The sequence below is a fragment of the Aminobacter sp. P9b genome (assembly GCF_045345995.1).
In the GTDB taxonomy this organism is placed as follows: domain Bacteria; phylum Pseudomonadota; class Alphaproteobacteria; order Rhizobiales; family Rhizobiaceae; genus Aminobacter; species Aminobacter niigataensis.
Genome location: NZ_CP150083.1, coordinates 166,687 through 187,095, shown reverse-complemented (window position 1 = coordinate 187,095; position 20,409 = coordinate 166,687). Strand labels below are relative to the sequence as shown.

Here is a 20,409-nt window from a genome sequence, read left to right as displayed (position 1 = left end):
TTCCTTGATCTCTTGGTTCTGGCCGTTCAGGTCACCGCCGACTTGACGGCGAAACGCGCTTCTTTCCAGGCACCGGTGCGCAGGATGTCTTCGAGGACCTCGACGGCCTGCCAGACATCCTTGAAGCCGACATAGAGTGGCGTGAAGCCAAAGCGGAGCGTGGCTGGCGCACGGAAGTCGCCGATGACGCCGCGCTCGATCAGCGCCTGCATGATCTGGTAGGCGTTATCATGCGCGAAAGAGACCTGGCTGCCGCGCCTTGTGCCGTCGCGCGGGCTTTCAAGCTCGAGACCGTAGCCGGCGCATTTCGCTTCGACGAGCTGAATGAACAGGTCTGTGAGCGCGATGCTCTTGGCCCGCAGCGCCTTCATGTCGACGTCGTTCCAGATGTCGAGCGCGCCTTTCAGCGCCCGCAGCGACAGGATCGGCTGGGTGCCGCACTGGAAGCGGCGAATGCCGGCGTCGGCGGCATAGCTCTGCTCGAAGGCAAAAGGCCTGGCATGCCCCCACCAGCCGCTGAGTGGCTGGCGCGCTTCCGCCAGATGTCGCTTGGCGACGTAGATGAAGGCCGGCGCGCCGGGACCGCCATTCAGGTACTTGTAGGTACAGCCGACGGCGAAGTCGGCGTTCGAACCGTCGAGATCGACCGGCAGTGCGCCGGCGGTGTGGCAGAGGTCCCAGACGATCAGTGCACCAGCCTCATGGGCCCTCTTCGTCAACGCCGCCATGTCGCGCAGTTCGCCCGACTTGTAGTTGACGTGATTGACCAGGACGACGGCCACGCTTTCGTCGATCAGCTCTTCGATCGACGGCGCGTCGACGCCCTCGAGCCTGAGCACGGCGCCGGCTCGTGTCGAGGCGACGCCCTCGGCCATGTAGAGGTCGGTGGGGAAACTGCCGCCCTCGGCGACGATCACCGAACGCTCGGACCGGAGCCCCATCGCCGCATGCAGCGCCTTGTAGATGTTGATCGAAGTCGTGTCGCTGACGACCGTCTGGCCTGGTGCGGCGCCGACGAGGCAGCCGATCTGGTCGCCCAGTTCGACTGGCATGTCGAACCAGCCGGCCTTGTTCCAGCTGCGGATGAGGTCCTGGCCCCACTCCTGTTTGGCGGCCTCGGCAAGTTCGTTGAAAGCCGCAGGTGATGCCACGCCCAGTGAATTGCCGTCGAGATAGATCAGCCCCTCGGGCAGCACGAAACGATCACGCATCGGACGCAGCACATCGGCTGCATCCATCGCCTCGATCGCGACGAAATCAGGAGTTCCACTCATGATGCGGCCTATCCTCGATTATTCGCGAATGGTTTCGCGTGCGGGCGCCGACCCGCGGCTGCGCTTGAGGCTTGGCAGTGCAAGCATGGCGAGCACGAACAGGCCGGTGGCGAGCTTGAGATCGGGGGGCGGCATGCCGGCCGCCAGGCAGAACGAGACCAGCTGGTAATAGACGACCGCGCCGACGAACGGGGCGGCGAGTTGGCGCAGCACGGTCTGCTTGCCGACGATGGCTTCGCCGATCATCAGTGCCGCAAGGCCGTTGATCAGGATGCCGAGGCCCATATTGACGTCGGCAAAACCTTGCGACTGCACCATCAAGGCGCCGCTCGTTGCCGAGAACGCGCTGGCGAGGCCGACGCCGCCGATGGTGGCGACCCAGACATTGATGCCCTGGGCCTCGGCCATGTCGGGGTTGGCCCCGACGGCGCGGATTGCAGTGCCCTTCTCGGTCTTGAAGAACATGTTGAGCAGGATGAAGACGGCAGCGCCGATCAGGCCCGCAATGACGATCTTGCTCGCCGGGAAACCGGGTTGCAGATATGGCGCCCAGTCGAACACGCTAGGCGAACCGAAGACCGAGAGGTTCGACTTGCCCATGATGCGCAGGTTGATGCTGTAGAGCATCGTCATCATCAGGATGCCGGCGAGCAGCGTGTGGATGCGGAAGCGTAAATGGATGAAGGCGGTGCAGCAGCCGGCGAGGAAGCCGGCGATGACGGCAACCGCAATCGCCGTCAGCGGCGAAGCGCCGCCCGCCAGCAGCACACCGCAGACGCAGCCGCCCAGCGGAAATGCGCCCTCGCTGGTGAGGTCGGGGAAGTTGAGCGTGCGGAATGGAATCATGATGCCGAGCACGACGAATGCCAGGATCAGGCTCTGCGCCAGGGTCACGGGGACGAGCGCGACGAAGCTCGAAAAGATGTTCTGGATAAGGTCCATGATGATCAGCTCGCCAGCAGCATGCGGTCGGTTTTCACGGAGAAATGGCCGATCAGGTCGACAACCGTCACCTTGGCTTTTTCCTCGCCGGAGATTTCGAGCCGGAGCTTGCCGGCGTCGAGCATGATGACGCTGTGGCCGAAATCGACGGCGTGCTGCATGTTGTGGGTCACCATCAGCGTGGTGAGCTTCAACGCATCGACGGCGCGAACGGTCGCCTGCATGACGATGTCGGCGGTGCGCGGGTCGAGCGCGGCCGTATGTTCGTCGAGCAGCAAGAGGTCGGGTGAGCCGCCGACCGCCATGATCAGCGATAGCGACTGGCGCTGGCCGCCCGAAAGCAGCTCGACGCGGGTGTCGAGGCGGTTTTCGAGGCCGAGACCGAGGAGCGAAAGACGTTCCTTGTAGGTGGCAAGGCGGGTCGCATTGAGGCCCTGGCGCAAGGTGCGCTTCTGGCTGCGCAGATCTGCGAGCAGCATGTTCTCGGCGACCGTCATCGAGGCGGCGGTGCCCTTCATCGGGTCCTGGAAGACGCGTGCAAGCCGCATGGCGCGCTTGTGGACGGGCATGGCCGTCACATCGTCGCCGTTGATGATGACCTGGCCGGAATCGAGCACCAGCGCGCCTGATATGGCGTTCAGCATGCTGCTCTTGCCGGCGCCGTTGGAGCCGATGACGACACCGAACTCGCCGGTGGCGAGTTTCAGGCTGAGGCTGTCCAGCGCGACCTTTTCGTCGGCCTGGCCCTTGTAGAAAACTTTACGTGCAGATCGGATTTCGAGCATCCGTCCCTCCCGAACGAGGCGACGGCGCCAAGGACGCCGCCGCCTGTTTTGACGAAGTGCTATGTCAGTCGACGATGCAGCCGCAATCGGCCAGCGTCTCGGGGATCTCGATGCCGAACGCCGCCATCGCCTTCTTGGAGATCGTCGGGGCGTGGTCGGCATAGGCCGGGCGCGACGGTGCAATGGTCTTGGGATCTGCACCCTTGAGGATCTCGGCAGCGATCTTGCCGGCGTTCATGCCTACCTGGGTGTAGTTCACGGCAAAGCTTGCCGGCACAACGCCGTTGCGGACTGCGCCGTCGTCGGAGTTGACGATCGGGATGCCGGCCTGGCGCGCTGCTGCCGACACGGCGGCAACCGCCGGCTGGAGCAGGTTCGAGGCAGGCGTGTAGATCACGTCGGCCTTGCCGGCGAAGGAAGCGATGCGCTGCTGGATGTCGTTGACGTTGTCGACGCCCACTGCGACGACCTCGAAGCCGGCAGCGGGTGCCACTTCCTTGATCTTTTCGAGCAGGGCGACGTCGTTCGCCTCACCCGGATTGTAGGGCACGCCAAAGCGCTTGGCGTTGGGCAGCAGCTTCTTGGTGAATTCCATGACGGCTGCCATGTCCTGCAGGTCGGTGGCACCGGTCATGCCTTCGTCGCCCGCATCCCACGACGGAACGAGCTTGGCGGCGACCGGATCGGTGACGGCCGAGAAGACGACCGAAATGCCGGAGCCGGCGAGCGCCTTCTTGGCGATCTGCGAGACCGGGGTGGTGACGGTGTAGATCAGCTTCGGCTGTTCGGCCTGGAGCTTGGCGATCATCTGCGGCACCAGCGAGGCGTCGAAATTGGTGTGGCTCTCGGTGTAGACGACGTCCTTGCCTTCGACAAAGCCGTTCTCCGACAGCGCCTGCTTGAAGCCGGCGATCGAGGCGTTGAGCTGCGGATGCTCGCCGAAATTGGCGATGCCGATCTTGATCGGATCGGCAATGGCAGCACCGAGGCTGGCGGCGAGAGCGCCGGCCACGAACAGGCCCGACAGCAGGCCGGACTTCAGGTTTCTCATCTATTCCTCCCAGATTGACAAGGCGCCGCTCACTGAACGGCGGCATGGACAAGATCATGCGCAGTCGCAGCGCGCCTGTCAACATTATATATAATTCTTGCAAGCTGCTCCCATGATATATAATTTTTCGAGTCAAGCGGTCTCGCGGATGGATAGAGATGCAGGATGACGAGCACTCCACCAAGACGGAAGCGGCCTACCGGCTGCTGCGTCGCGATATCCTGACCACGCGCCTGATGCCGGGTGCGCCGCTCAAGCTAAGCGTGCTTCGCAACACCTACGGTGTCGGCTGGACGCCGCTGCGCGAGGCGCTGTCGCGGCTGGAGGCCGAGCGCCTGGTGACGGCGATTTCCAATCGCGGTTTTGCCGTGGCGCCCGTTTCGCGCGGCGAACTCGAAGACCTTGCCCGTGCCCGGATGGTGGTCGAGATTCCACTGTTGCTCGAATCCATGGACAAGGGCGACGCCGACTGGGAAGCAGCCGTTGTCACGGCGCATTACCGGCTCTCCCGCTGCAAGATCGCACCCGACGACCCCTCCGACGAAGCGGTCGACGAATGGGACGAAAAGCACGAGGCCTTTCACACAGCATTGCTGAGCGCGGCGACGTCGAACTGGCTGTTGCGCTTCCGCTCGACGGTCTCGGACCAGCTACGCCGCCACCACCGCTTCCTCGGTCTGTCGCCGACGATGAAGGCTGCTGCCGGCCAGAAGAACGGCTACGAGGCGGCGGTTGCCGCCCTGCGCGAGGCCATGGCGATCGAGCACCATACGGCACTGATGGAGGCGGCACTCGACCGCGACGTCGAGCGGGCCAAGAAGCTGATGATCGACCACATCGGCTATACGCTGCATGTCTATGTCCATACCGAAGACGGCAGCGGAGGCAAACTGGCTGCACGCACCGGCCGCGTGAAATCGCCTACGGCAGCCGAATGAGCGCGCCGCATCGCCCGACGCTGGAAGAGATTGCCGCGGCGCGCGTGCGGCTGGCACCCCACATGGCGCGCACGCCCATGATGCGTCTCGATCTCGGCCTGCCGGACCGCCAGATATTCCTCAAGCTCGAAACGCTGTCGCCGATCGGCGCATTCAAACTTCGCCCGGCGCTCAATGCGCTGCTGTCGCGCGACGCCGACGTCTTGCGCAATGGTGTCGCCACGGTCAGTTCGGGCAACATGGCCTACGGCATGGCCTGGGCGGCGAACAGACTTGGTGTGCCGATGGCCGCCTACATGTACCAAGGTGCGCCACAGACCAAGATTGACGGGGTGCGGCGGCTCGGCGGCGAGGTGCGTTTCATCTCGATGGAAACCTGGTGGCAGTACATCATCGGTGCCGAATTGCCCGACTTTCCCGAATTGCTGATCAATCCGGTGACCGACCAGGCCGTGCTGTCGGGCAACGGCTCGATCGGCACGGAAATTCTGGAAGACCTGCCCGAAGTCGACGTGGTGCTCACTCCCTATGGCGGCGGCAGCATGACCTCAGGCGTCGCCAGTGCCGTCAAGGCGCTGCGGCCGCAGGCAAAAATCTTCGCCGTCGAGGACGAGAACGCGGCGCCAGTGACGGCGGCGCTTGCTGCCGGCCGCATCGTCGAGATCGAAACACGCCCCTCCTTCATCAAGAGCATCGGCGGGCCTTCGCTGGTGCCGCAACTCTGGCCGGTGGCCCGCGAACTGATCGACGGCGCGATCACCGTCAGTCTGGCGCAGGTGACCGAGGCGATGCGCCTGCTGTTCACCAAGGCCAAGGTCGTTGCCGAGGGCGCGGGTGCGGCCTCTCTGGCTGCCGCGCTGTCAAGCGAGCACGCCAGGGGCAATGTCGTCTGCGTCGTGTCGGGCGGCAACATCGACGCCGCGGCCTATGCCACGGTGCTCGGCGGCGGCATTCCTGCGCCCTAAATCTTTCAAGCTTGTACGAACCGGCGAAACGGCACTACAAAGCCTGTTCGGACCGGCTGGCTTCCCCGGTCTGCGAGGTTGGGAAAGACCGGGCTGAAGATGGACGAGCGCGAAGAAACGACGAACGCCAGCGGATGGGTCGACGGCGAGACCAAGGTTCTCGAAGCACCCGGCGACCATGGCGCCGAGTTGCGGCTGTGGCTCAGGCTGCTCACCTGTTCGACCCTGATCGAGACCGAGGTGCGGCGCCGGCTGCGTGAGGAATTCGATTCCACTCTGCCCCGCTTCGACCTGATGGCCCAGCTCGAGCGCGCCAGTGACGGCATGGTGCTGGGCGAAGTATCCAAGCGCATGATGGTGTCGCCCGGCAACATCACCGTGCTGGTTGAGCGGCTGGCCGAAAGCGGCCATATCAGCCGCACGACCTCGCCGACCGACCGGCGCGTCCAGATCATCGCGCTGACCCCTTTCGGCCGCGCCGAGTTTGAAAAGATGGCGTCGGCGCATGCCGACTGGATCGCCGACCTGTTTGGCGGCCTTGCCGCGAAGGACGGTGCGGTCCTGCTCGACGAACTCGCCAAGCTCAAGCGCTCCATCGTCGCGTCGCTCGGCAAGGGGAGCTGACCCCAGCTACGCGCGCTATCCCCTGTAGTCTTCACCGCACTCATCACTGACGACGGGCTGAAGTGCCCATCGCGAAAATAACTTTAAGCTTGAAGTTTCTCTGAAACGAGTCCATGGTGCCGGTACGGTCAAGGTCGGGCGAGCCCTGTCCTGGCGGCTGCATCACCTTCGGAGGAGAACGGCATGCGCATTGTCTGTATCGGTGGCGGGCCGGCCGGTCTCTATTTCGCATTGCTGATGAAGAAGCAGCACCCTGCGCACCAGGTCACCGTCGTCGAGCGCAATCGCCCCTTCGACACCTTCGGCTGGGGCGTGGTGTTCTCCGACGCCACCATGCAGTCGATGCGCCAGTGGGACCCCCAGACGGCTGAGACCATCGAAGTCGCCTTCAACCACTGGGACGACATCGAGCTGGTGTTCAAGGGTCGCAAGATCCGCACCACCGGGCACGGCTTCGTCGGTATCGGCCGCAAGAAGATGCTCAACATCCTGCAGGAGCGTTGCCTCGAACTCGGCGTCGAGCTGGTGTTCGAAACCGACGTCCAGGGCGACCAGGATTTTCCGGACGCCGACCTGATCATTTCCTCCGACGGCGTCAATTCGCGCATCCGGCACAAATATGCCGACGTCTTCAAGCCCGACATGGTGATGCGGCCCAACCGCTACATCTGGCTCGGTACCGACAAGCGCTTCGACGCCTTCACCTTCGATTTCCAGCGCACCGAGCATGGCTGGTTCCAGGCCCACATCTATCGCTTCGACGACAATACCTCGACCTTCATCGTCGAGACCACCGACGACGTGTTCCAGGCACACGGCATCGACGAGATGGACCAGGACCAGTCCATCGCGTTCTGCGAGAAGCTTTTTGCCGGCACGCTCGATGGCCACAGGTTGATGACCAACGCGCGCCATTTGCGCGGTTCGGCCTGGCTGAATTTCGGCCGCCTGATCTGCGACAAGTGGAGCCATTTCAACGGCACTAGCCATGTCGTTTTGATGGGCGACAGCGCCCACACCGCACACTTCGCCATCGGCTCGGGCACCAAGCTTGCCATCGACGACGCCATCGAACTGACCCGACAATTCGACCTCATCGGCCACGACAAGGCCAGCATCCCGGCCGTGCTCGAAGCCTATGAGGACGTGCGCCGCGTCGACGTCGCCCGGATCCAGAATGCGGCGCGCAACGCCATGGAGTGGTTCGAAGTCGTCGGCACGCGCTATGCCGACACTTTGGAACCCGAGCAGTTCATGTATTCGATGCTGACCCGCTCGCAGCGCATCAGCCATGAAAACTTGCGCCTGCGCGACAAGGACTGGCTCGAAGGCTACGAGCGCTGGTTCGCCGAGCGCGCCGGCGTCAGCCCGGCGCCGAACGGCTCGGTGCCGCCGCCGATGTTCACGCCCTTCAGCATTCGCGGGATGACTTTGAAGAACCGCATCGTCATGTCGCCGATGGCGATGTATTCGGCGACCGATGGCCTGCCCGACGACTTCCACCTCGTCCATATCGGCTCGCGCGCCATGGGCGGTGCTGCCCTCGTCTTCCCCGAAATGACCTGCGTCTCGCCGGACGCGCGCATTACGCCCGGCTGCCTCGGCCTGTGGAACGACGAGCAGGCCAGCGCTTTCAAGCGCATGGTCGATTTCGTCCACCATCAAACACCGGCGAAGATCGGCATCCAGCTGGGCCATGCCGGCCGCAAGGGGGCGACAAAGGTTGCCTGGGAAGGCATCGACCAGCCGGTGACCTCAGGCGGCTGGCCGCTGATCTCGGCCTCCGCCCTGCCCTATCTCAAGCATTCCGACATGCCGCGCGAAATGACCCGCGATGACATGGACCGGGTGACCGCCGACTTCGTCAGCGCCACGGAGCGTGCGCGCGACCTCGGCTTCGATATCCTCGAACTGCACGCCGCCCACGGCTATCTGCTGTCGTCCTTCCTGTCGCCGCTGACCAATTTGCGTGACGACGAGTATGGCGGCAGCCACGAGAACCGCGCCCGCTATCCGCTTGAGGTGTTCAACGCGATCCGCGCCGTCTGGCCGGAGGACAGGCCGATTTCGGTGCGCCTCTCCACCCACGACTGGTACGAGGGTGGCAACACGCCGGACGATGCCGCGATCTTTGCGAAGATGTTCAAGGACGCAGGCGCCGACATGATCGACTGCTCGTCGGGCCAGGTGGTGAAGGAAGAACAGCCGGTCTATGGCCGCCTGTTCCAGACACCGTTCTCAGACAAGATCCGCAACGAGATCCAGGTGCCGACCATCGCGGTGGGCGCCATTTCGGAAGCCGACCACGCCAATTCGATCATCGCCGCCGGCCGCGCCGACCTTTGCGCCGTCGCCCGCCCCCACCTCGCCGACCCGTCCTTCGTCATGCATGAGGCGGCGAAGATCGGCTACGCCGAGCAGGCCTGGCCGAAGCAGTACCGGACCGCTCGCGCGCAATACGAGAACAACCTTGCACGCGCTGCGGCTGCAGCGCCCACGGGCAAGGCATGAGCAATCAGAGCAAGAACGGGCGCCACGCCCTCGTCACCGGTGCGGGCAGCGGCATCGGCCGCGCCATCGCTCTTGCGCTGGCGAGCAACGGCCACCGCGTCAGCCTGTGCGGCCGGCGTGCTGCACCGCTCGAGGCCGTGCGTGCCGAGATCGCCGCCGCCGGTGGCGAAGCCTTTGTACTTGATGGCTTCGACGTCACCGACGCGCAGTCGGTCGAGACAGGTATCGCCAAGGCGATTGCTCAGGCCAGCGACATCGCCGTGCTGGTCAATTCTGCCGGCGAAGCGCCGTCAGCACCATTCGACAAGACCGACCTTGGCATGTGGAGCCGGGTGATCGGCATCAACCTGACCGGCACCTATCTCGTCACCCAGGCAGCCCTTGCCTCGGTCAAGCGAGCCGGCAACGGACGTATCGTCAACGTCGCCAGCACCGCCGGCCTGACCGGCTACCCTTACGTCTCCGCGTACTGCGCCTCCAAGCATGGCGTGGTCGGTATGACCCGGGCGTTGGCGCTGGAGCTCGCCCGCACCGACGTGACTGTCAACGCCGTCTGCCCCGGCTTCACCGACACGCCGCTGCTCGAAGGTGCGGTCGAAACGATCACCGGCAAGACCGGCCGCACGGCCGACGAGGCCCGCGCAAGCCTTGCCCGTGCCAACCCGCAGGGACGCTTGGTCACGCCCGAGGAAGTGGCTCACACCGTGCTCTGGCTCGCCTCGGAAAAGGCAACTGCAATCACAGGCCAGGCAATTCCGGTCGCCGGCGGCGAAGTTCTGGGAGGATGACGATGACCAACCCGATGCAGGACAAGAAGCGTCCGTTCCAGGGCCACCAGGCGAAGCACTTCCTGTTCGAGACCGATGCCGACGGCCGCGTCGCCACCGTCACGCTCAATCGTCCCGAGAAGAAGAATCCGCTGACCTTCGAAAGCTACGAGGAACTTACCGACCTGTTTCGTGTGCTCGGCCGCGCCAGCGATGTCCGCGCCGTCGTGCTGACAGGTGCGGAAAACAACTTCTCCTCGGGCGGCGACGTCTTCGATATCATCGAGCCGCTGACCAAGATGTCGATGCCTGACCTTATCGACTTCACCCGCATGACCGGCGACCTGGTGCGCCAGATCCGCGCCTGCCCGCAGCCGATCATCGCTGCCGTCGACGGCATCTGCGCCGGCGCCGGCGCCATCCTCGCCATGTCGTCCGACTATCGCGTCGCCACGCCCGAAGCCAAGACCGCCTTCCTGTTCAATCGCGTCGGCCTCGCCGGCGCCGACATGGGCGCCTGTGGCATCCTTCCGCGCATCATCGGCCAGGGCCGTGCCGCCGAACTCCTGTTCACCGGCCGCGTCATGACCGCCTCCGAGGGCCATGCCTGGGGCTTCTACAACGCGTTGCACGAGCGCCCTGCCTTGCTGGGCGCTGCGCAGAAATTCGCCCGCGACATTGCCGACGGCCCGTGGTTCGCCCACACCATGACCAAGAAGATGCTCGACCAGGAATGGGCGATGGGCATTGACCAACTGATCGAATCCGAAGCGCAGGCCCAGGCGATTTGCATGGCGACAGGCGACTTCCGCCGCGCCTTCGAAGCTTTCGCCGCCAAGGCCAAGCCCGAATTCAAGGGGAACTGAGCCATGGCCGCGCATTTGATGCCGACCAGTGCGCCGGCCCGTGACCACCTCGACTGGCCGTTCTTCGCCGACAGCCACCGCGCGCTTGCGGCCGAGCTTGACGGCTTCATATCAAGGGGCGGCCTCGGCGAAATCGACCATGCCGATGCCGATGGCGCCTGCAAGAAGCTGGTGAAAGTGCTGGGGGATGCGGGCATCCTGCGCAACTGCGTGCCGGCGGCATTCGGCGGCGTATCCGAAGAAATCGAGAGCCGCTCGCTGTGCCTGATCCGCGAGACGCTGGCCTATGCCGACGGCCTCGCCGACTTCTCCTTCGCCATGCAGGGTCTCGGCACCGGCGCCATCAGCCTTTCGGGCTCGAATGAACTCAAGCAGGCCATCCTGCCGAAAATCGCCAAGGGCGAGCTGATCTCGGCGTTTGCGCTGACGGAGCCGGAAGCCGGCTCCGACGTTGCGGCGATGGCTACCGCCGCGCGCCGCGACGGCGACGACTATGTGCTCGACGGCGAGAAGATCTTCATCTCCAATGGCGGCATCGCCGATGTCTACACGGTCTTTGCCCGCACCGGCGAGGCGCCCGGCACGCGCGGCATCTCGGCCTTCGTCGTCTTTGCCGACACCCCGGGCTTCTCCATCGTAGAACGCATCGAGACGATCGCGCCGCATCCGCTGGCGCGTGTCCGTTTCGACAATTGCCGCATCCCGGCATCCCAGCTTCTGGGCGAGCCGGGCGAAGGCTTCAAGATTGCCATGCGCACGCTCGACATCTTTCGCCCGTCGGTTGCCGCCGCAGCACTCGGCTTTGCCCGCCGCGCGCTCGACGAGGCCGTGGCCCACGCCAAGTCGCGAAAGATGTTCGGGGCGACGCTCGCCGACTTGCCGACGGCACAGAGCACGCTGGGCGAGATGGCGACCGCCATCGACGCCGCCTCGCTGCTCACCGTGCGCACTGCCTGGCGCCGCGACGTGCAGAAGCTGCCGATCACGCGGGAAGCGGCCATGGCCAAGCTGACGGCGACGGAAAACGCCCAGTGGGTCATCGACCAGGCGCTGCAGATGTTCGGCGGCCGCGGCGTGCGCGTCGGCGAAATCACCGAGCGGCTCTATCGCGAGATCCGCGCCCTGCGCATTTATGAAGGCGCCACTGAGGTGCAGAAACTGATCATCGGCCGCGAGCTGATGAAGGCCGCAAGATAGGGAGCGCTGCCATGCCCTTCCGCACCAGCCGGCCGTTGCGTTTCGGGGACTGCGATCCCTCCGGCATCGCTTATTTCCCGTCCTACCTGAACATCCTCGTCGGTGTTCTCGAGGAGTTCTTCGGCTCGATCGGCGCACCGTGGAAACAGCTCGTCGGCGAGCGCCGCATCGGCACGCCGACGGTCAGGCTCGACCTGACCTTCGTCCATCCGGGCTTCCATGGCGACACCCTCGACTTCGCGCTTTTCGTCCGCCGCGTCGGCCGTTCGTCGCTCGATCTCGAACACAGGATCACGGCCGGCGGCACCTTGCTTTGGAGCGCTCGCCACAGCGTGGTCGCGACCTCGCTCGACACCCACAAATCGCTCGCCTGGCCGGACGACCTCCGCGCCGCGCTCGAAAAATATCTGGAGACGTCAGATGCATGAGATCCTGCAGCCCGAGGGCTGGACCAAGCCGATCGGTTACTCCAATGGCGTTGCAGCCACCGGTCGCACGATCTTCGTTGGCGGCCAGATCGGCTGGAACGGCAATTGCGAATTCGAAACCGACGATTTTGTCGGCCAGGTGCGCCAGACGCTGGAAAACGTCGTCGCCGTGCTGAAGGCCGGCGGCGCCGAGCCGCGCCACATCACCACCATGACTTGGTATTTCACCGACAAGAAGGAATACACCGAAAACCTGCGCGGCCTCGGCCAGGCTTATCGCGATGTCATCGGCCGTCATTTCCCGGCCATGGCCGCCATGCAGGTCGTGGCGCTGGTCGAGGACCGCGCCAAGATCGAGATCCAGGCCACCGCCGTCATTCCCGAGTAAGGCCCGATGAGCGCGATGCGGTTTTCCGAAAGCGTCACGGGCACGATCCAGGACGGCGTGCTCGTCGTCACCATCGACAATCCTCCGGTCAACGCCATCTCGGCGCATGTCCGCCAGGGGCTGGTCGAGGCGCTCGACCATGGCGTATCGCTGGGTCTGGTGGTCGGCATCGTCGTCACGGGCGCTGGCCGCACCTTCGTCGGCGGCGCCGACATCAAGGAGTTCGGCAAGCCCCCGGTCGAGCCGACCCTGCCGGAGGTCATCGAGGGCATCGAGAGCTGCGACAAGCCCATCGTCGCCGCGGTCAATGGTGCGGCACTCGGCGGCGGCTGCGAGCTCGCGCTCGCCTGCCATGGCCGCGTCGCCAGCGACAAGGCTAGTTTTGGCATGCCCGAGGTCAAGCTCGGCATCGTGCCGGGCGCAGGCGGTACGCAGCGCCTGCCCCGCTTGATCGGCACAATCGCCGCCATCGACCTGATCGGCAGCGGCCGTACGATCAAGGCCGCAGAAGCGCTTTCGCTCGGCCTCGTCGACGGTGTGGCCGCTGATCATCTCGACGCAGCCCTCAGCCTTGTCCACGACCTCGCCGGAGGGCCGCTGCGGCGGACAGGCCTGCTCGACGTGCCGGCCGCCGAACAGGCAGCCGTCGATGCAGCGGCGAAAAAGGTGCTGTCCAAAGCGCGAGGGCAGACTGCGCCCGCCGAGGCCGTTCGCCTCGTCAAGACGGCCGCTCAGGTCGATCTGAAGCAGGGCCTCGCCGACGAGCGCGCGACGTTCTTGCGGCTGCGCGATTCCACGGAGGCGGCAGCGCTTCGCCATGTGTTCTTCGCCGAACGGCAGGCAGGCAAGGTCGACAAGCTCGACGGCATCGCAGCCCGCAAGATCGAGACAGTCGGCATCGTCGGTACCGGTCTGATGGGCGCCGGCATCGCTGTTGCGGCACTTACCGCTGGCTATCGCGTCATCGGTGTCGAGCAGACGCATGAGGCCGCCGACAAGGGGCGCGAGCGTATCGCAGGCACGCTCGACAAGTCGGTTCAATCAGGGCGTCTGGCGGCTGCGGGCCGGGACGATTGCCTTGCCCGGCTTGCGATCACTGCCGATGCCAGCGAGCTTGCCGCCGCCGATCTCGTCATCGAAGCCGTGTTCGACGATCTCACCGTCAAGACCGATCTGTTCCAGCGACTCGACGGTATCGTCAGTCCGGACGCCATCCTCGCCACCAACACCAGCTACCTGAACCCCGACGAGATTGCGGCTGCAACGGCGCATTCCGAACGCGTTGTCGGCCTGCACTTCTTCTCGCCGGCCAACATCATGCGGCTGGTCGAAATCGTCGACTGCAAGGCGACTTCGCCCGATGTGCTAACCAGCGCCCTCGCCTTCGCCAAGCGGCTAGGCAAGCTGCCCATCGTCTGCGGCGTGACGGAAGGCTTCATCGGCAACCGCATCTTTTCGGCCTACCGCCGCGAAGCCGAATTCATGGTCGAGGATGGCGCTGCCCCGCACGAGATAGATGCCGCGCTCGAAGCCTATGGATTTCCGATGGGCATCTTCGCCGTCTACGACATGGCAGGGTTGGAAATCGCCTGGGCGCGGCGCAAGCGCCAGGCTGCGACCCGCGATCCCAAGGCGCGGTATGTCGAGATCGCCGACAAGCTATGTGAAGCCGAGCGTTTCGGCCGCAAGGCCGGCCGCGGCTGGTACGACTATGCGAGCGGCGAGCGTGCCGTCGATCCGGAAGTCACGGCGCTTATCGAGGCTGCGCGCGCGGCCAAGGACATTGAACCACGCCACTTCTCGGCGGAGGAAATCGTCACTCGATTGCTCAAGGCGATGTCCGACGAAGGTGCGGCCCTTCTTTCGGAAGGCATCGCTGCACGTTCGAGCGACATCGACCTGGTGATGATCAACGGCTACGGTTTCCCCGCCCACAAGGGCGGGCCGATGTTTGCCGCCGACGGTCGCGCGTAACCGCAACCGTCGAGGCGATGCCAAGGCCGCTACCGGCGGCCCAGGCTCTTTTCGGTCTTGGCGTCGAAAAGATAGAGGCTGCCGGGCGCCGCGCGGCAGGTCAGCGCGCTGCCCGTCTCCGGGATGAACTTGCCCGGCGCGGTGGCGATGACGGCGTTTCCGTCGACATCGAGATGCACCAGCGTTTCCGGTCCGAGCGGTTCGACCGCGGTCACCGTTCCGGTGAGCTCCAGCCCGCCATCGGCCTTTTCGACGGCTGCGGTCAGCTCGTGCGGGCGCACGCCGATCAGCACGTCGCCGCCGGCGGAGGGCTCGACACCCTTGCCGTTGTTGCGGCCCGGCACCAGGTTCATCGACGGGCTGCCGATGAAGCGCGCGGTGAACACGTCGACCGGATTTTCGTAGAGGTCGGTCGGCGTGCCGACCTGCAGGATGTGGCCGTCGCGCATGACTACGATGCGGTCGGCCATGGTCATCGCCTCGACCTGGTCGTGGGTGACATAGACCGTCGTCGTCTTGAGCTTCTGGTGCAGCCGCTTGATCTCGATGCGCATCTGGGCGCGCAACTGGGCGTCGAGGTTGGACAGCGGCTCGTCGAACAGGAAGGCCGAGGGGTTGCGCACCATGGCGCGGCCGATGGCGACGCGCTGGCGCTGGCCGCCGGAGAGTGCGGCAGGCCGCCGGTCGAGATACTTCTCCAGGCCCAAGATGCGGCCGGCTTCTTCAATTCGCTGGTCCTTCTCCGCCTTCGACAGCTTCGAGGTGTAAAGCCCGAAGCCGATGTTCTGGCGTACGGTCAAATGCGGGTAGATGGCGTAGTTCTGGAACACCATGGCGATGTTGCGCTGCTTGGGCTCGCGCTCGTTCACCACCTCGCCGCCGATCTTCAGCGTGCCGCCCGAGATGTCTTCTAGGCCGGCGATCATGCGCAGGGTCGTCGACTTGCCGCAGCCTGACGGGCCGACGAAGACGACGAATTCGCCGTCGGCGATATCAAGGTCGATGCCGCGGACGACTTCTGCCTTGCCGTAGCGCTTGACCAGCTTTTCGAGTTCGATCGTCGCCATCAGCGCGCCCCTGCCAGTGCCTTGAATTTTTCGCCGAGTTCTTTCGCGGCTTTCACCTCGTGCCCGGCATTGTCCTTGGCCTTCGCCTCGAAGGCGGCAGCCTTGTCCCTGTAGACGCCAAGCGCCTCGGCCATTGGCGCCGGTGCCGGGCCGCCGAAGCGGTCGCGCACGGCGACGAAATGTTCCGGCGAGACGATCTCCTCGAACTTGTCGCGACCGAAAGTCGGTTCGCGCCCGGTCGAATGCCTGAAGGCATCGAGGAACGGGCCATAGCCGTCCTTGGCGAGCCCGCCGCCGGCGGCCACAACCGCCTTGGCGACGGTCGCGGCGATCTCGTGCGCCTCACGGAAGGACAGGCCTTCGATGCGGACCAGCGAGTCCGCCAGTTCGGTGATGGTGATGCAGGAGCGGCGGATGTTGTCGGCGACCCGCTCCGGATCGATCTTGATCGCGGCAACGAAAGCCGCCAGCAGGTCGAGCACGCGGCCAGCGGCCGTGAATGCCTCGTAGCCCATCGACTGGGTTTCGCCCTCGCTGTCGTTCATGTCGGTGAACGGCGTGTTGTGGATGACGTTGAGCACCGTGCGGGCGCGGCCCATGGTCTGGCTGGCGAGCAGCCGCATATGCTCGATCGGCACCGGGTTGCGCTTCTGCGGCATGATCGACGAGATCTGCACGAAGGCGTTGGGCACGTAGATCTGCCCGACCTCGAAGGCGGTCCAGAACTGGAAGTCCTGGATCAGCCGGCCGAGATGCAGGAACATCAGCTCGATCGCCGAATAGGTCGAGGTGATGTAGTCGGACGCCGCAATGCAGCTGTAGGAATTGCGCAAGGGAGCGGCGAAGCCGAGCAGTTCGGCGACGCGCTTCCGGTCGATCGGGAAGCCCGAGGTGGTGATGGCCGCAGCACCCATCGGCGACAGGTCGACGATCTTTCGCGCCTCTTCGAAACGCTCGATGTCGCGGATCAGCACTTCGATGGCTGCCGACAGGTAGTGCCCGAAGGTCGAGGGCTGCGCCGGCTGGCCGTGGGTGTAAGCAACGACCAGCGTCGCCTTCTCGCGCTCGGCGGTGTCGATCATCGCCGACAGCAGGTGTCGTGCCTTGGCCATCAGCGCGTCGATGCGCTGCTTGAGCCCAAGCTTGAACAGCGTGTGGTCGATGTCGTTGCGCGAGCGCGACGTGTGCAGGCGGCCGGCCACATCAGGGCCGAGGCGCGCCTTTAGCTCCTTCTCGATCAGGAAGAAGAAATCCTCGACCTCGCCGGTGTATTCGAGCGTCGACGGGTCGACCTCACGGTCGATGGCTTCCAATGCCCCGGCAATCGCCGACGCCTGCTTGGTGTCGAGGATGCCGGTTTCGGTCAGCATCACCAGATGCGCCCGGTCGATGGCGCGGAAGCCTTCGACATGGTGGGTCTTGGCGCCGTCGAACAGTGGCCGCAGTACCGTCTCCTTGTAGACGGGGTCGGGGAACACGCTCTTGTCGGCGAGCTTGGGGTTCAGTTCAGGCATGTCTTATCCTTTGAGCCCTGCCAGCATGACGCCGCGGACGATGTAGCGCTGCAGGACGATGAAGACGATCAGCGTCGGCAGGGTGGCGATCGCCGCACCGGTCATGATCATTTCCCACTGGATGGACTGTTCGACGGCGAAGCTCGATAGCCCGACCGGCAGCGTGTAGAGCTCGCGGCTGGTGGTCACGATCAGCGGCCAGAAGAAGGCGGTCCAGTTGCCGAGGAAGGTGAAGATGGCGAGCGCCGACAGCGCCGGCGTCACCAGCGGCATCGCCACCTTCCAGAAGATCTGGAATTCGTTCAGCCCATCGACGCGCGCCGCTTCGAGGAAGTCGTTGGGCACGCCCTCGAAGAACTGCTTCATCAGGAAGGTGCCGAAGGCCGTCATCATGCCCGGGAACATGATGCCCCAGTAGCTGTCCAGCCAGCCGAGCTTGCTCGACATCAGGTACCACGGGATGACCAGCATCTCGGTCGGGATCATCAGCGTCGACAGGATGGCGAGGAAGATGAAGTAGCGGCCGCGGAATTCGAACTTCGCCAGCGTGTAGCCGACGAGACTGTCGAAGAAGACGTTCGACAGCGTGACCGCGACGGCGACGATCATCGAGTTCATGAACCATCGCATGAAGCGCCCGTCGGCGAGGATGGCGATGTAGTTCTGCAGCGTCGGCGCCGAGGGGATCAGCTTGAGGTCGTAGACCTGCCCCGCCGTCTTCAGCGATGTCGAGAACATGAAGGCCAGCGGCGTCACCATGATCAGGCCGCCGATGAACAAGAGCGTCCAGACGACGATGCGTCCGGGGCGGAGATTGGCGTGGGAAAGCGCCGGTGTCTGGGTAACGGCGCTCATTTCTTTTCCCTCAGGATCCACAGCTGCAGCAGCGATACGCAAAGCAGGATCGTAAACAGAACCACCGTCTGTGCCGCGGCATAGCCCATCGCGTAGGACGAAAACGCCGTCTGGTAGATCATCAGCACCAGCGGCTTGGTCGAGCCGAGCGGGCCGCCCGGATCGTTGGTGGTCATGTTGTAGACCTGGTCGAAAATGCGCAGGAAGCCGATCGACGAAAACACGACCAGGAACACGGTCGTCGGCTTGAGCAGCGGCAAAGTGATCTTGCGCAGGATCGCCCATTCGCCGAGTCCGTCGATGCGTGCGGCCTCATAGAAGGTGTTGGGGATCGAGCGCAGGCCGGCCATGAAGATGATGATCTGGAAGCCGAGGCCGGCCCAGATCGCGGTTACCATGATCGATGGCAAGGCCTGGTCGACCGAGCGGATGAAGGGTTGTTGCGGAATACCGATGGTGCCGAGGGCGTTGTTGATCACGCCGATCGGCGCCGGCTGGTAGAACCAGCGCCACACCCAGGCCATGGCGGCTGCCGTGGTCAGGTAGGGCAGGAAATAGAGCCCGCGGATCAGCCCGTGCATGAAGCGCACGCGGTCGAGGTGATAGGCGATCACGAACGACAGAAGCAGGCTGATCGGCGTGCCGACGACGAGATAGGCGAAGGTGTTCTTGAACACCTTCCAGAATTGCGGGTCGGCGAACAGCTTCTCGTAGTTGGCAAGGCCGATGAACTGCGGCGGCTTGAGCAGGTCCCAGTTCGTCAACGAGAGCCAGAAGGCCTCGATTGTCGGATAGAAGCGGATGACCGAATAGAACAGGATGGGCAGGGCGAGGAAACTCCACACCCAGACCAGCCGCTTCGTCCGCATGGAACGACGATTCCAGAAGGTCCCGCCGGGGCGGCTCACCGCCGCCCCCTGTCGATCCGCTGTCACAGACATCAAGCCCTTGCCTTACTTGGGAGCCGCAGCGTCGATGATCGCCTGCTCGGCAGCAGCGCCCTGCGCCAGCGAATCCTTCACCGACTGGCCTTCGAGCAGGATGCGGTTGGCCATGTCGATGGTGTTCTGGCGCTGGGCGGCTTCGTCCACGAACATCGTGGTGCGGGCGTATTCGAGGCCCTTGAGGAACGGACCATAGATCGGGTCTGCAAGGTTGCCTTCGGTCATTGCGGCCGTGCGGCGCGCCGGCAGTTCGCCGACGGTCTTCAGCCAGACGTCCATGGCTTCGGGCGAGGAGATGTAGGCGAGGAACTTCTTTGATGCCTCGAGCTTCTCGCCGCTGGTGGTGGCGCTGATGCCGTTGGCGAAGTAACTGGCATAGTTCGAGCGCACGCCCTCGGCATTGGCCGGCAATTCGGTCACGCCCCATTCGAAGCCGTCGATCGACTTGAACGCGCCAAGACGGAAGGTGCCGTCGATGGTCATGCCTGCCATGCCGGCACGGAAGGCCGCCTGGCCTTCGTCCATGAAGCCGGCTTGGCCGATCTTCTTTTCGGTCTGCAGATCGGTGTAGAACTTGAGCGCCTTTTCGCCGGCCTCGGTGTTGTAGGCCACCTTGCGGTCGTTGTCCGTGTAGGGCTCGCCACCGAACTGGCGCACCAGTACTTCACGCCACCACTGGTGGTCCTGGCCGCCCATGTCGAGGGTCGAGCCGGCAACGATCAGGTTGCCGCTGGCGTCGCGCTTGGTGAGCTTTTCAGCCGCAGCGACGAATTCGTCGAGCGTCTTGGGTGGGTTCGCCGGGTCGAGGCCGGCTTCGGTGAACAGCTTCTTGTTGTAGAACAGGGCCAGCGAGCGAACCGCGGTAGGCAGGCCGTAATAGTCGTCGCCGCGCTTCATGGCGCTGACGATCGGGAAGAAGTCGCTTTCGATCTTGTCGTGCGGGAAAGCGTCGGCCGGCAGCGGCTGCAGGAGACCGCCGGCAACGAACTTGTCGAGCCAGCCGTAGAACAGCTGCATCACGTCGGGGCCCTGGCCACCCATCTTCGCTGCGATCACGCGCGTCTGGTAATCGGCATAGGGGAAAGTCGTCTGCTTGACGGTGATATCGGGATTGGCCTTCTCGAAATTCTCGATCAGCTGGTCCATCGCCTTGACGCGGGTGTCGAACACATACTGCCAGTATTCGATCTCGACGGCCTGGGCCGCGTTGAGAGCCAGCGTGCTGAACCCGGCGATCAGTCCGGCGAACAAAGTTGCTTTGCGCATGTAAACCTCCATCTGAACCCGCCGGTAAGCCCCGGACTGCGGGTCGTGATTAT

The 20,409-nt window shown here is 64.4% G+C and carries 19 protein-coding genes; 10 read left to right on the top strand and 9 right to left on the bottom strand.

What is annotated here, in order from left to right; all coding sequences use genetic code 11:
- Nucleotides 1-26: 26 nt before the first annotated feature.
- From kynU to WHT83_RS25005, 4 genes are all read right to left on the bottom strand, one after another.
- A complete protein-coding gene (kynU, locus tag WHT83_RS25020) occupies nucleotides 27-1,274 on the bottom strand; it encodes a kynureninase (RefSeq protein ID WP_341878405.1) in 1,248 nt (415 codons plus the stop codon).
- An 18-nt stretch (nucleotides 1,275-1,292) separates the two neighbouring features.
- A complete protein-coding gene (locus WHT83_RS25015) occupies nucleotides 1,293-2,216 on the bottom strand; it encodes an ABC transporter permease (RefSeq protein WP_108610330.1) in 924 nt (307 codons plus the stop codon).
- Nucleotides 2,217-2,221: 5 nt separating this feature from the next.
- The gene (locus WHT83_RS25010; RefSeq protein ID WP_108610331.1) at nucleotides 2,222-3,001 is read right to left on the bottom strand and encodes an ABC transporter ATP-binding protein; all 780 of its coding nucleotides are present in this window, start codon (nucleotides 2,999-3,001) and stop codon (nucleotides 2,222-2,224) included.
- Between the two features lie 64 nt (nucleotides 3,002-3,065).
- Nucleotides 3,066-4,052: an ABC transporter substrate-binding protein gene (locus WHT83_RS25005; RefSeq protein WP_108610332.1), complete on the bottom strand. Its 987-nt coding sequence runs from the start codon at nucleotides 4,050-4,052 to the stop codon at nucleotides 3,066-3,068.
- A 158-nt stretch (nucleotides 4,053-4,210) separates the two neighbouring features.
- Between WHT83_RS25005 and WHT83_RS25000 the strand changes: the two genes are divergently transcribed.
- From WHT83_RS25000 to WHT83_RS24955, 10 genes are all read left to right on the top strand, one after another.
- The gene (locus tag WHT83_RS25000) at nucleotides 4,211-4,990 is read left to right on the top strand and encodes a GntR family transcriptional regulator (RefSeq protein WP_183263896.1); all 780 of its coding nucleotides are present in this window, start codon (nucleotides 4,211-4,213) and stop codon (nucleotides 4,988-4,990) included.
- Complete coding sequence (locus WHT83_RS24995; RefSeq protein WP_341878404.1) at nucleotides 4,987-5,955, top strand: pyridoxal-phosphate dependent enzyme; 969 nt, start codon at nucleotides 4,987-4,989, stop codon at nucleotides 5,953-5,955. The genes WHT83_RS25000 and WHT83_RS24995 overlap by 4 nt, the downstream gene beginning before the upstream one ends.
- A 99-nt stretch (nucleotides 5,956-6,054) precedes the next feature.
- Entirely contained in the window at nucleotides 6,055-6,579 is a 525-nt protein-coding gene (locus tag WHT83_RS24990; RefSeq protein ID WP_341878403.1) for a MarR family transcriptional regulator, read from the top strand.
- 183 nt (nucleotides 6,580-6,762) lie between these two features.
- Entirely contained in the window at nucleotides 6,763-9,090 is a 2,328-nt protein-coding gene (locus tag WHT83_RS24985) for a bifunctional salicylyl-CoA 5-hydroxylase/oxidoreductase (protein ID WP_341878402.1), read from the top strand.
- Nucleotides 9,087-9,878: an SDR family NAD(P)-dependent oxidoreductase gene (locus tag WHT83_RS24980; protein ID WP_341878594.1), complete on the top strand. Its 792-nt coding sequence runs from the start codon at nucleotides 9,087-9,089 to the stop codon at nucleotides 9,876-9,878. Before WHT83_RS24985 ends, WHT83_RS24980 begins: the two co-directional genes overlap by 4 nt.
- Nucleotides 9,875-10,723 carry an enoyl-CoA hydratase family protein gene (locus WHT83_RS24975; protein ID WP_341878593.1) on the top strand — a complete coding sequence of 283 codons (849 nt, stop codon included), beginning with the start codon at nucleotides 9,875-9,877 and terminating at the stop codon, nucleotides 10,721-10,723. Before WHT83_RS24980 ends, WHT83_RS24975 begins: the two co-directional genes overlap by 4 nt.
- A gap of 3 nt (nucleotides 10,724-10,726) precedes the next feature.
- Complete coding sequence (locus WHT83_RS24970) at nucleotides 10,727-11,920, top strand: acyl-CoA dehydrogenase family protein (RefSeq protein WP_406874081.1); 1,194 nt, start codon at nucleotides 10,727-10,729, stop codon at nucleotides 11,918-11,920.
- Between the two features lie 11 nt (nucleotides 11,921-11,931).
- Complete coding sequence (locus WHT83_RS24965; RefSeq protein ID WP_268738268.1) at nucleotides 11,932-12,348, top strand: thioesterase family protein; 417 nt, start codon at nucleotides 11,932-11,934, stop codon at nucleotides 12,346-12,348.
- Nucleotides 12,341-12,736, top strand: a complete 396-nt coding sequence (locus WHT83_RS24960; RefSeq protein WP_108610340.1) for a RidA family protein — start codon at nucleotides 12,341-12,343, stop codon at nucleotides 12,734-12,736. Before WHT83_RS24965 ends, WHT83_RS24960 begins: the two co-directional genes overlap by 8 nt.
- A 6-nt stretch (nucleotides 12,737-12,742) precedes the next feature.
- A complete protein-coding gene (locus WHT83_RS24955; protein WP_341878592.1) occupies nucleotides 12,743-14,710 on the top strand; it encodes a 3-hydroxyacyl-CoA dehydrogenase NAD-binding domain-containing protein in 1,968 nt (655 codons plus the stop codon).
- 29 nt (nucleotides 14,711-14,739) lie between these two features.
- Here WHT83_RS24955 and WHT83_RS24950 read toward each other — a convergent pair whose 3' ends face one another.
- The 5 genes from WHT83_RS24950 to WHT83_RS24930 are packed head-to-tail and all read right to left on the bottom strand — an operon-like array spanning nucleotide 14,740 to nucleotide 20,356.
- Nucleotides 14,740-15,777 carry a sn-glycerol-3-phosphate ABC transporter ATP-binding protein UgpC gene (locus WHT83_RS24950; protein WP_341878591.1) on the bottom strand — a complete coding sequence of 346 codons (1,038 nt, stop codon included), beginning with the start codon at nucleotides 15,775-15,777 and terminating at the stop codon, nucleotides 14,740-14,742.
- Nucleotides 15,777-17,291 (bottom strand): argininosuccinate lyase, encoded by a 1,515-nt coding sequence (argH, locus tag WHT83_RS24945; RefSeq protein WP_341878590.1) that lies wholly within the window; start codon nucleotides 17,289-17,291, stop codon nucleotides 15,777-15,779. The genes WHT83_RS24950 and argH overlap by 1 nt, the downstream gene beginning before the upstream one ends.
- A 3-nt stretch (nucleotides 17,292-17,294) precedes the next feature.
- A complete protein-coding gene (locus WHT83_RS24940) occupies nucleotides 17,295-18,146 on the bottom strand; it encodes a carbohydrate ABC transporter permease (protein WP_108610344.1) in 852 nt (283 codons plus the stop codon).
- Nucleotides 18,143-19,081, bottom strand: coding sequence for a sugar ABC transporter permease (locus WHT83_RS24935; RefSeq protein ID WP_341878601.1), 939 nt, complete (start codon nucleotides 19,079-19,081; stop codon nucleotides 18,143-18,145). The genes WHT83_RS24940 and WHT83_RS24935 overlap by 4 nt, the downstream gene beginning before the upstream one ends.
- A gap of 18 nt (nucleotides 19,082-19,099) precedes the next feature.
- The gene (locus tag WHT83_RS24930; RefSeq protein ID WP_341878589.1) at nucleotides 19,100-20,356 is read right to left on the bottom strand and encodes an extracellular solute-binding protein; all 1,257 of its coding nucleotides are present in this window, start codon (nucleotides 20,354-20,356) and stop codon (nucleotides 19,100-19,102) included.
- Nucleotides 20,357-20,409 lie beyond the last annotated feature (53 nt).

Bases quoted from the DNA above. Each gene is read 5' to 3' on its own strand.
- WHT83_RS24930 (WP_341878589.1), bottom strand. From the start codon at position 20,356: ATGCGCAAAGCAACTTTGTTCGCCGGACTGATCGCCGGGTTCAGCACG.
- WHT83_RS24975 (WP_341878593.1), top strand. From the start codon at position 9,875: ATGACGATGACCAACCCGATGCAGGACAAGAAGCGTCCGTTCCAGGGC.
- WHT83_RS24960 (WP_108610340.1), top strand. From the start codon at position 12,341: ATGCATGAGATCCTGCAGCCCGAGGGCTGGACCAAGCCGATCGGTTAC.
- WHT83_RS24995 (WP_341878404.1), top strand. From the start codon at position 4,987: ATGAGCGCGCCGCATCGCCCGACGCTGGAAGAGATTGCCGCGGCGCGC.
- WHT83_RS25005 (WP_108610332.1), bottom strand. From the start codon at position 4,052: ATGAGAAACCTGAAGTCCGGCCTGCTGTCGGGCCTGTTCGTGGCCGGC.
- WHT83_RS24970 (WP_406874081.1), top strand. From the start codon at position 10,727: ATGGCCGCGCATTTGATGCCGACCAGTGCGCCGGCCCGTGACCACCTC.
- WHT83_RS25015 (WP_108610330.1), bottom strand. From the start codon at position 2,216: ATGGACCTTATCCAGAACATCTTTTCGAGCTTCGTCGCGCTCGTCCCC.
- WHT83_RS25000 (WP_183263896.1), top strand. From the start codon at position 4,211: ATGCAGGATGACGAGCACTCCACCAAGACGGAAGCGGCCTACCGGCTG.
- WHT83_RS24955 (WP_341878592.1), top strand. From the start codon at position 12,743: ATGAGCGCGATGCGGTTTTCCGAAAGCGTCACGGGCACGATCCAGGAC.
- WHT83_RS24940 (WP_108610344.1), bottom strand. From the start codon at position 18,146: ATGAGCGCCGTTACCCAGACACCGGCGCTTTCCCACGCCAATCTCCGC.
- WHT83_RS24980 (WP_341878594.1), top strand. From the start codon at position 9,087: ATGAGCAATCAGAGCAAGAACGGGCGCCACGCCCTCGTCACCGGTGCG.
- kynU (WP_341878405.1), bottom strand. From the start codon at position 1,274: ATGAGTGGAACTCCTGATTTCGTCGCGATCGAGGCGATGGATGCAGCC.
- argH (WP_341878590.1), bottom strand. From the start codon at position 17,291: ATGCCTGAACTGAACCCCAAGCTCGCCGACAAGAGCGTGTTCCCCGAC.
- WHT83_RS24950 (WP_341878591.1), bottom strand. From the start codon at position 15,777: ATGGCGACGATCGAACTCGAAAAGCTGGTCAAGCGCTACGGCAAGGCA.
- WHT83_RS24985 (WP_341878402.1), top strand. From the start codon at position 6,763: ATGCGCATTGTCTGTATCGGTGGCGGGCCGGCCGGTCTCTATTTCGCA.
- WHT83_RS24965 (WP_268738268.1), top strand. From the start codon at position 11,932: ATGCCCTTCCGCACCAGCCGGCCGTTGCGTTTCGGGGACTGCGATCCC.
- WHT83_RS25010 (WP_108610331.1), bottom strand. From the start codon at position 3,001: ATGCTCGAAATCCGATCTGCACGTAAAGTTTTCTACAAGGGCCAGGCC.
- WHT83_RS24990 (WP_341878403.1), top strand. From the start codon at position 6,055: ATGGACGAGCGCGAAGAAACGACGAACGCCAGCGGATGGGTCGACGGC.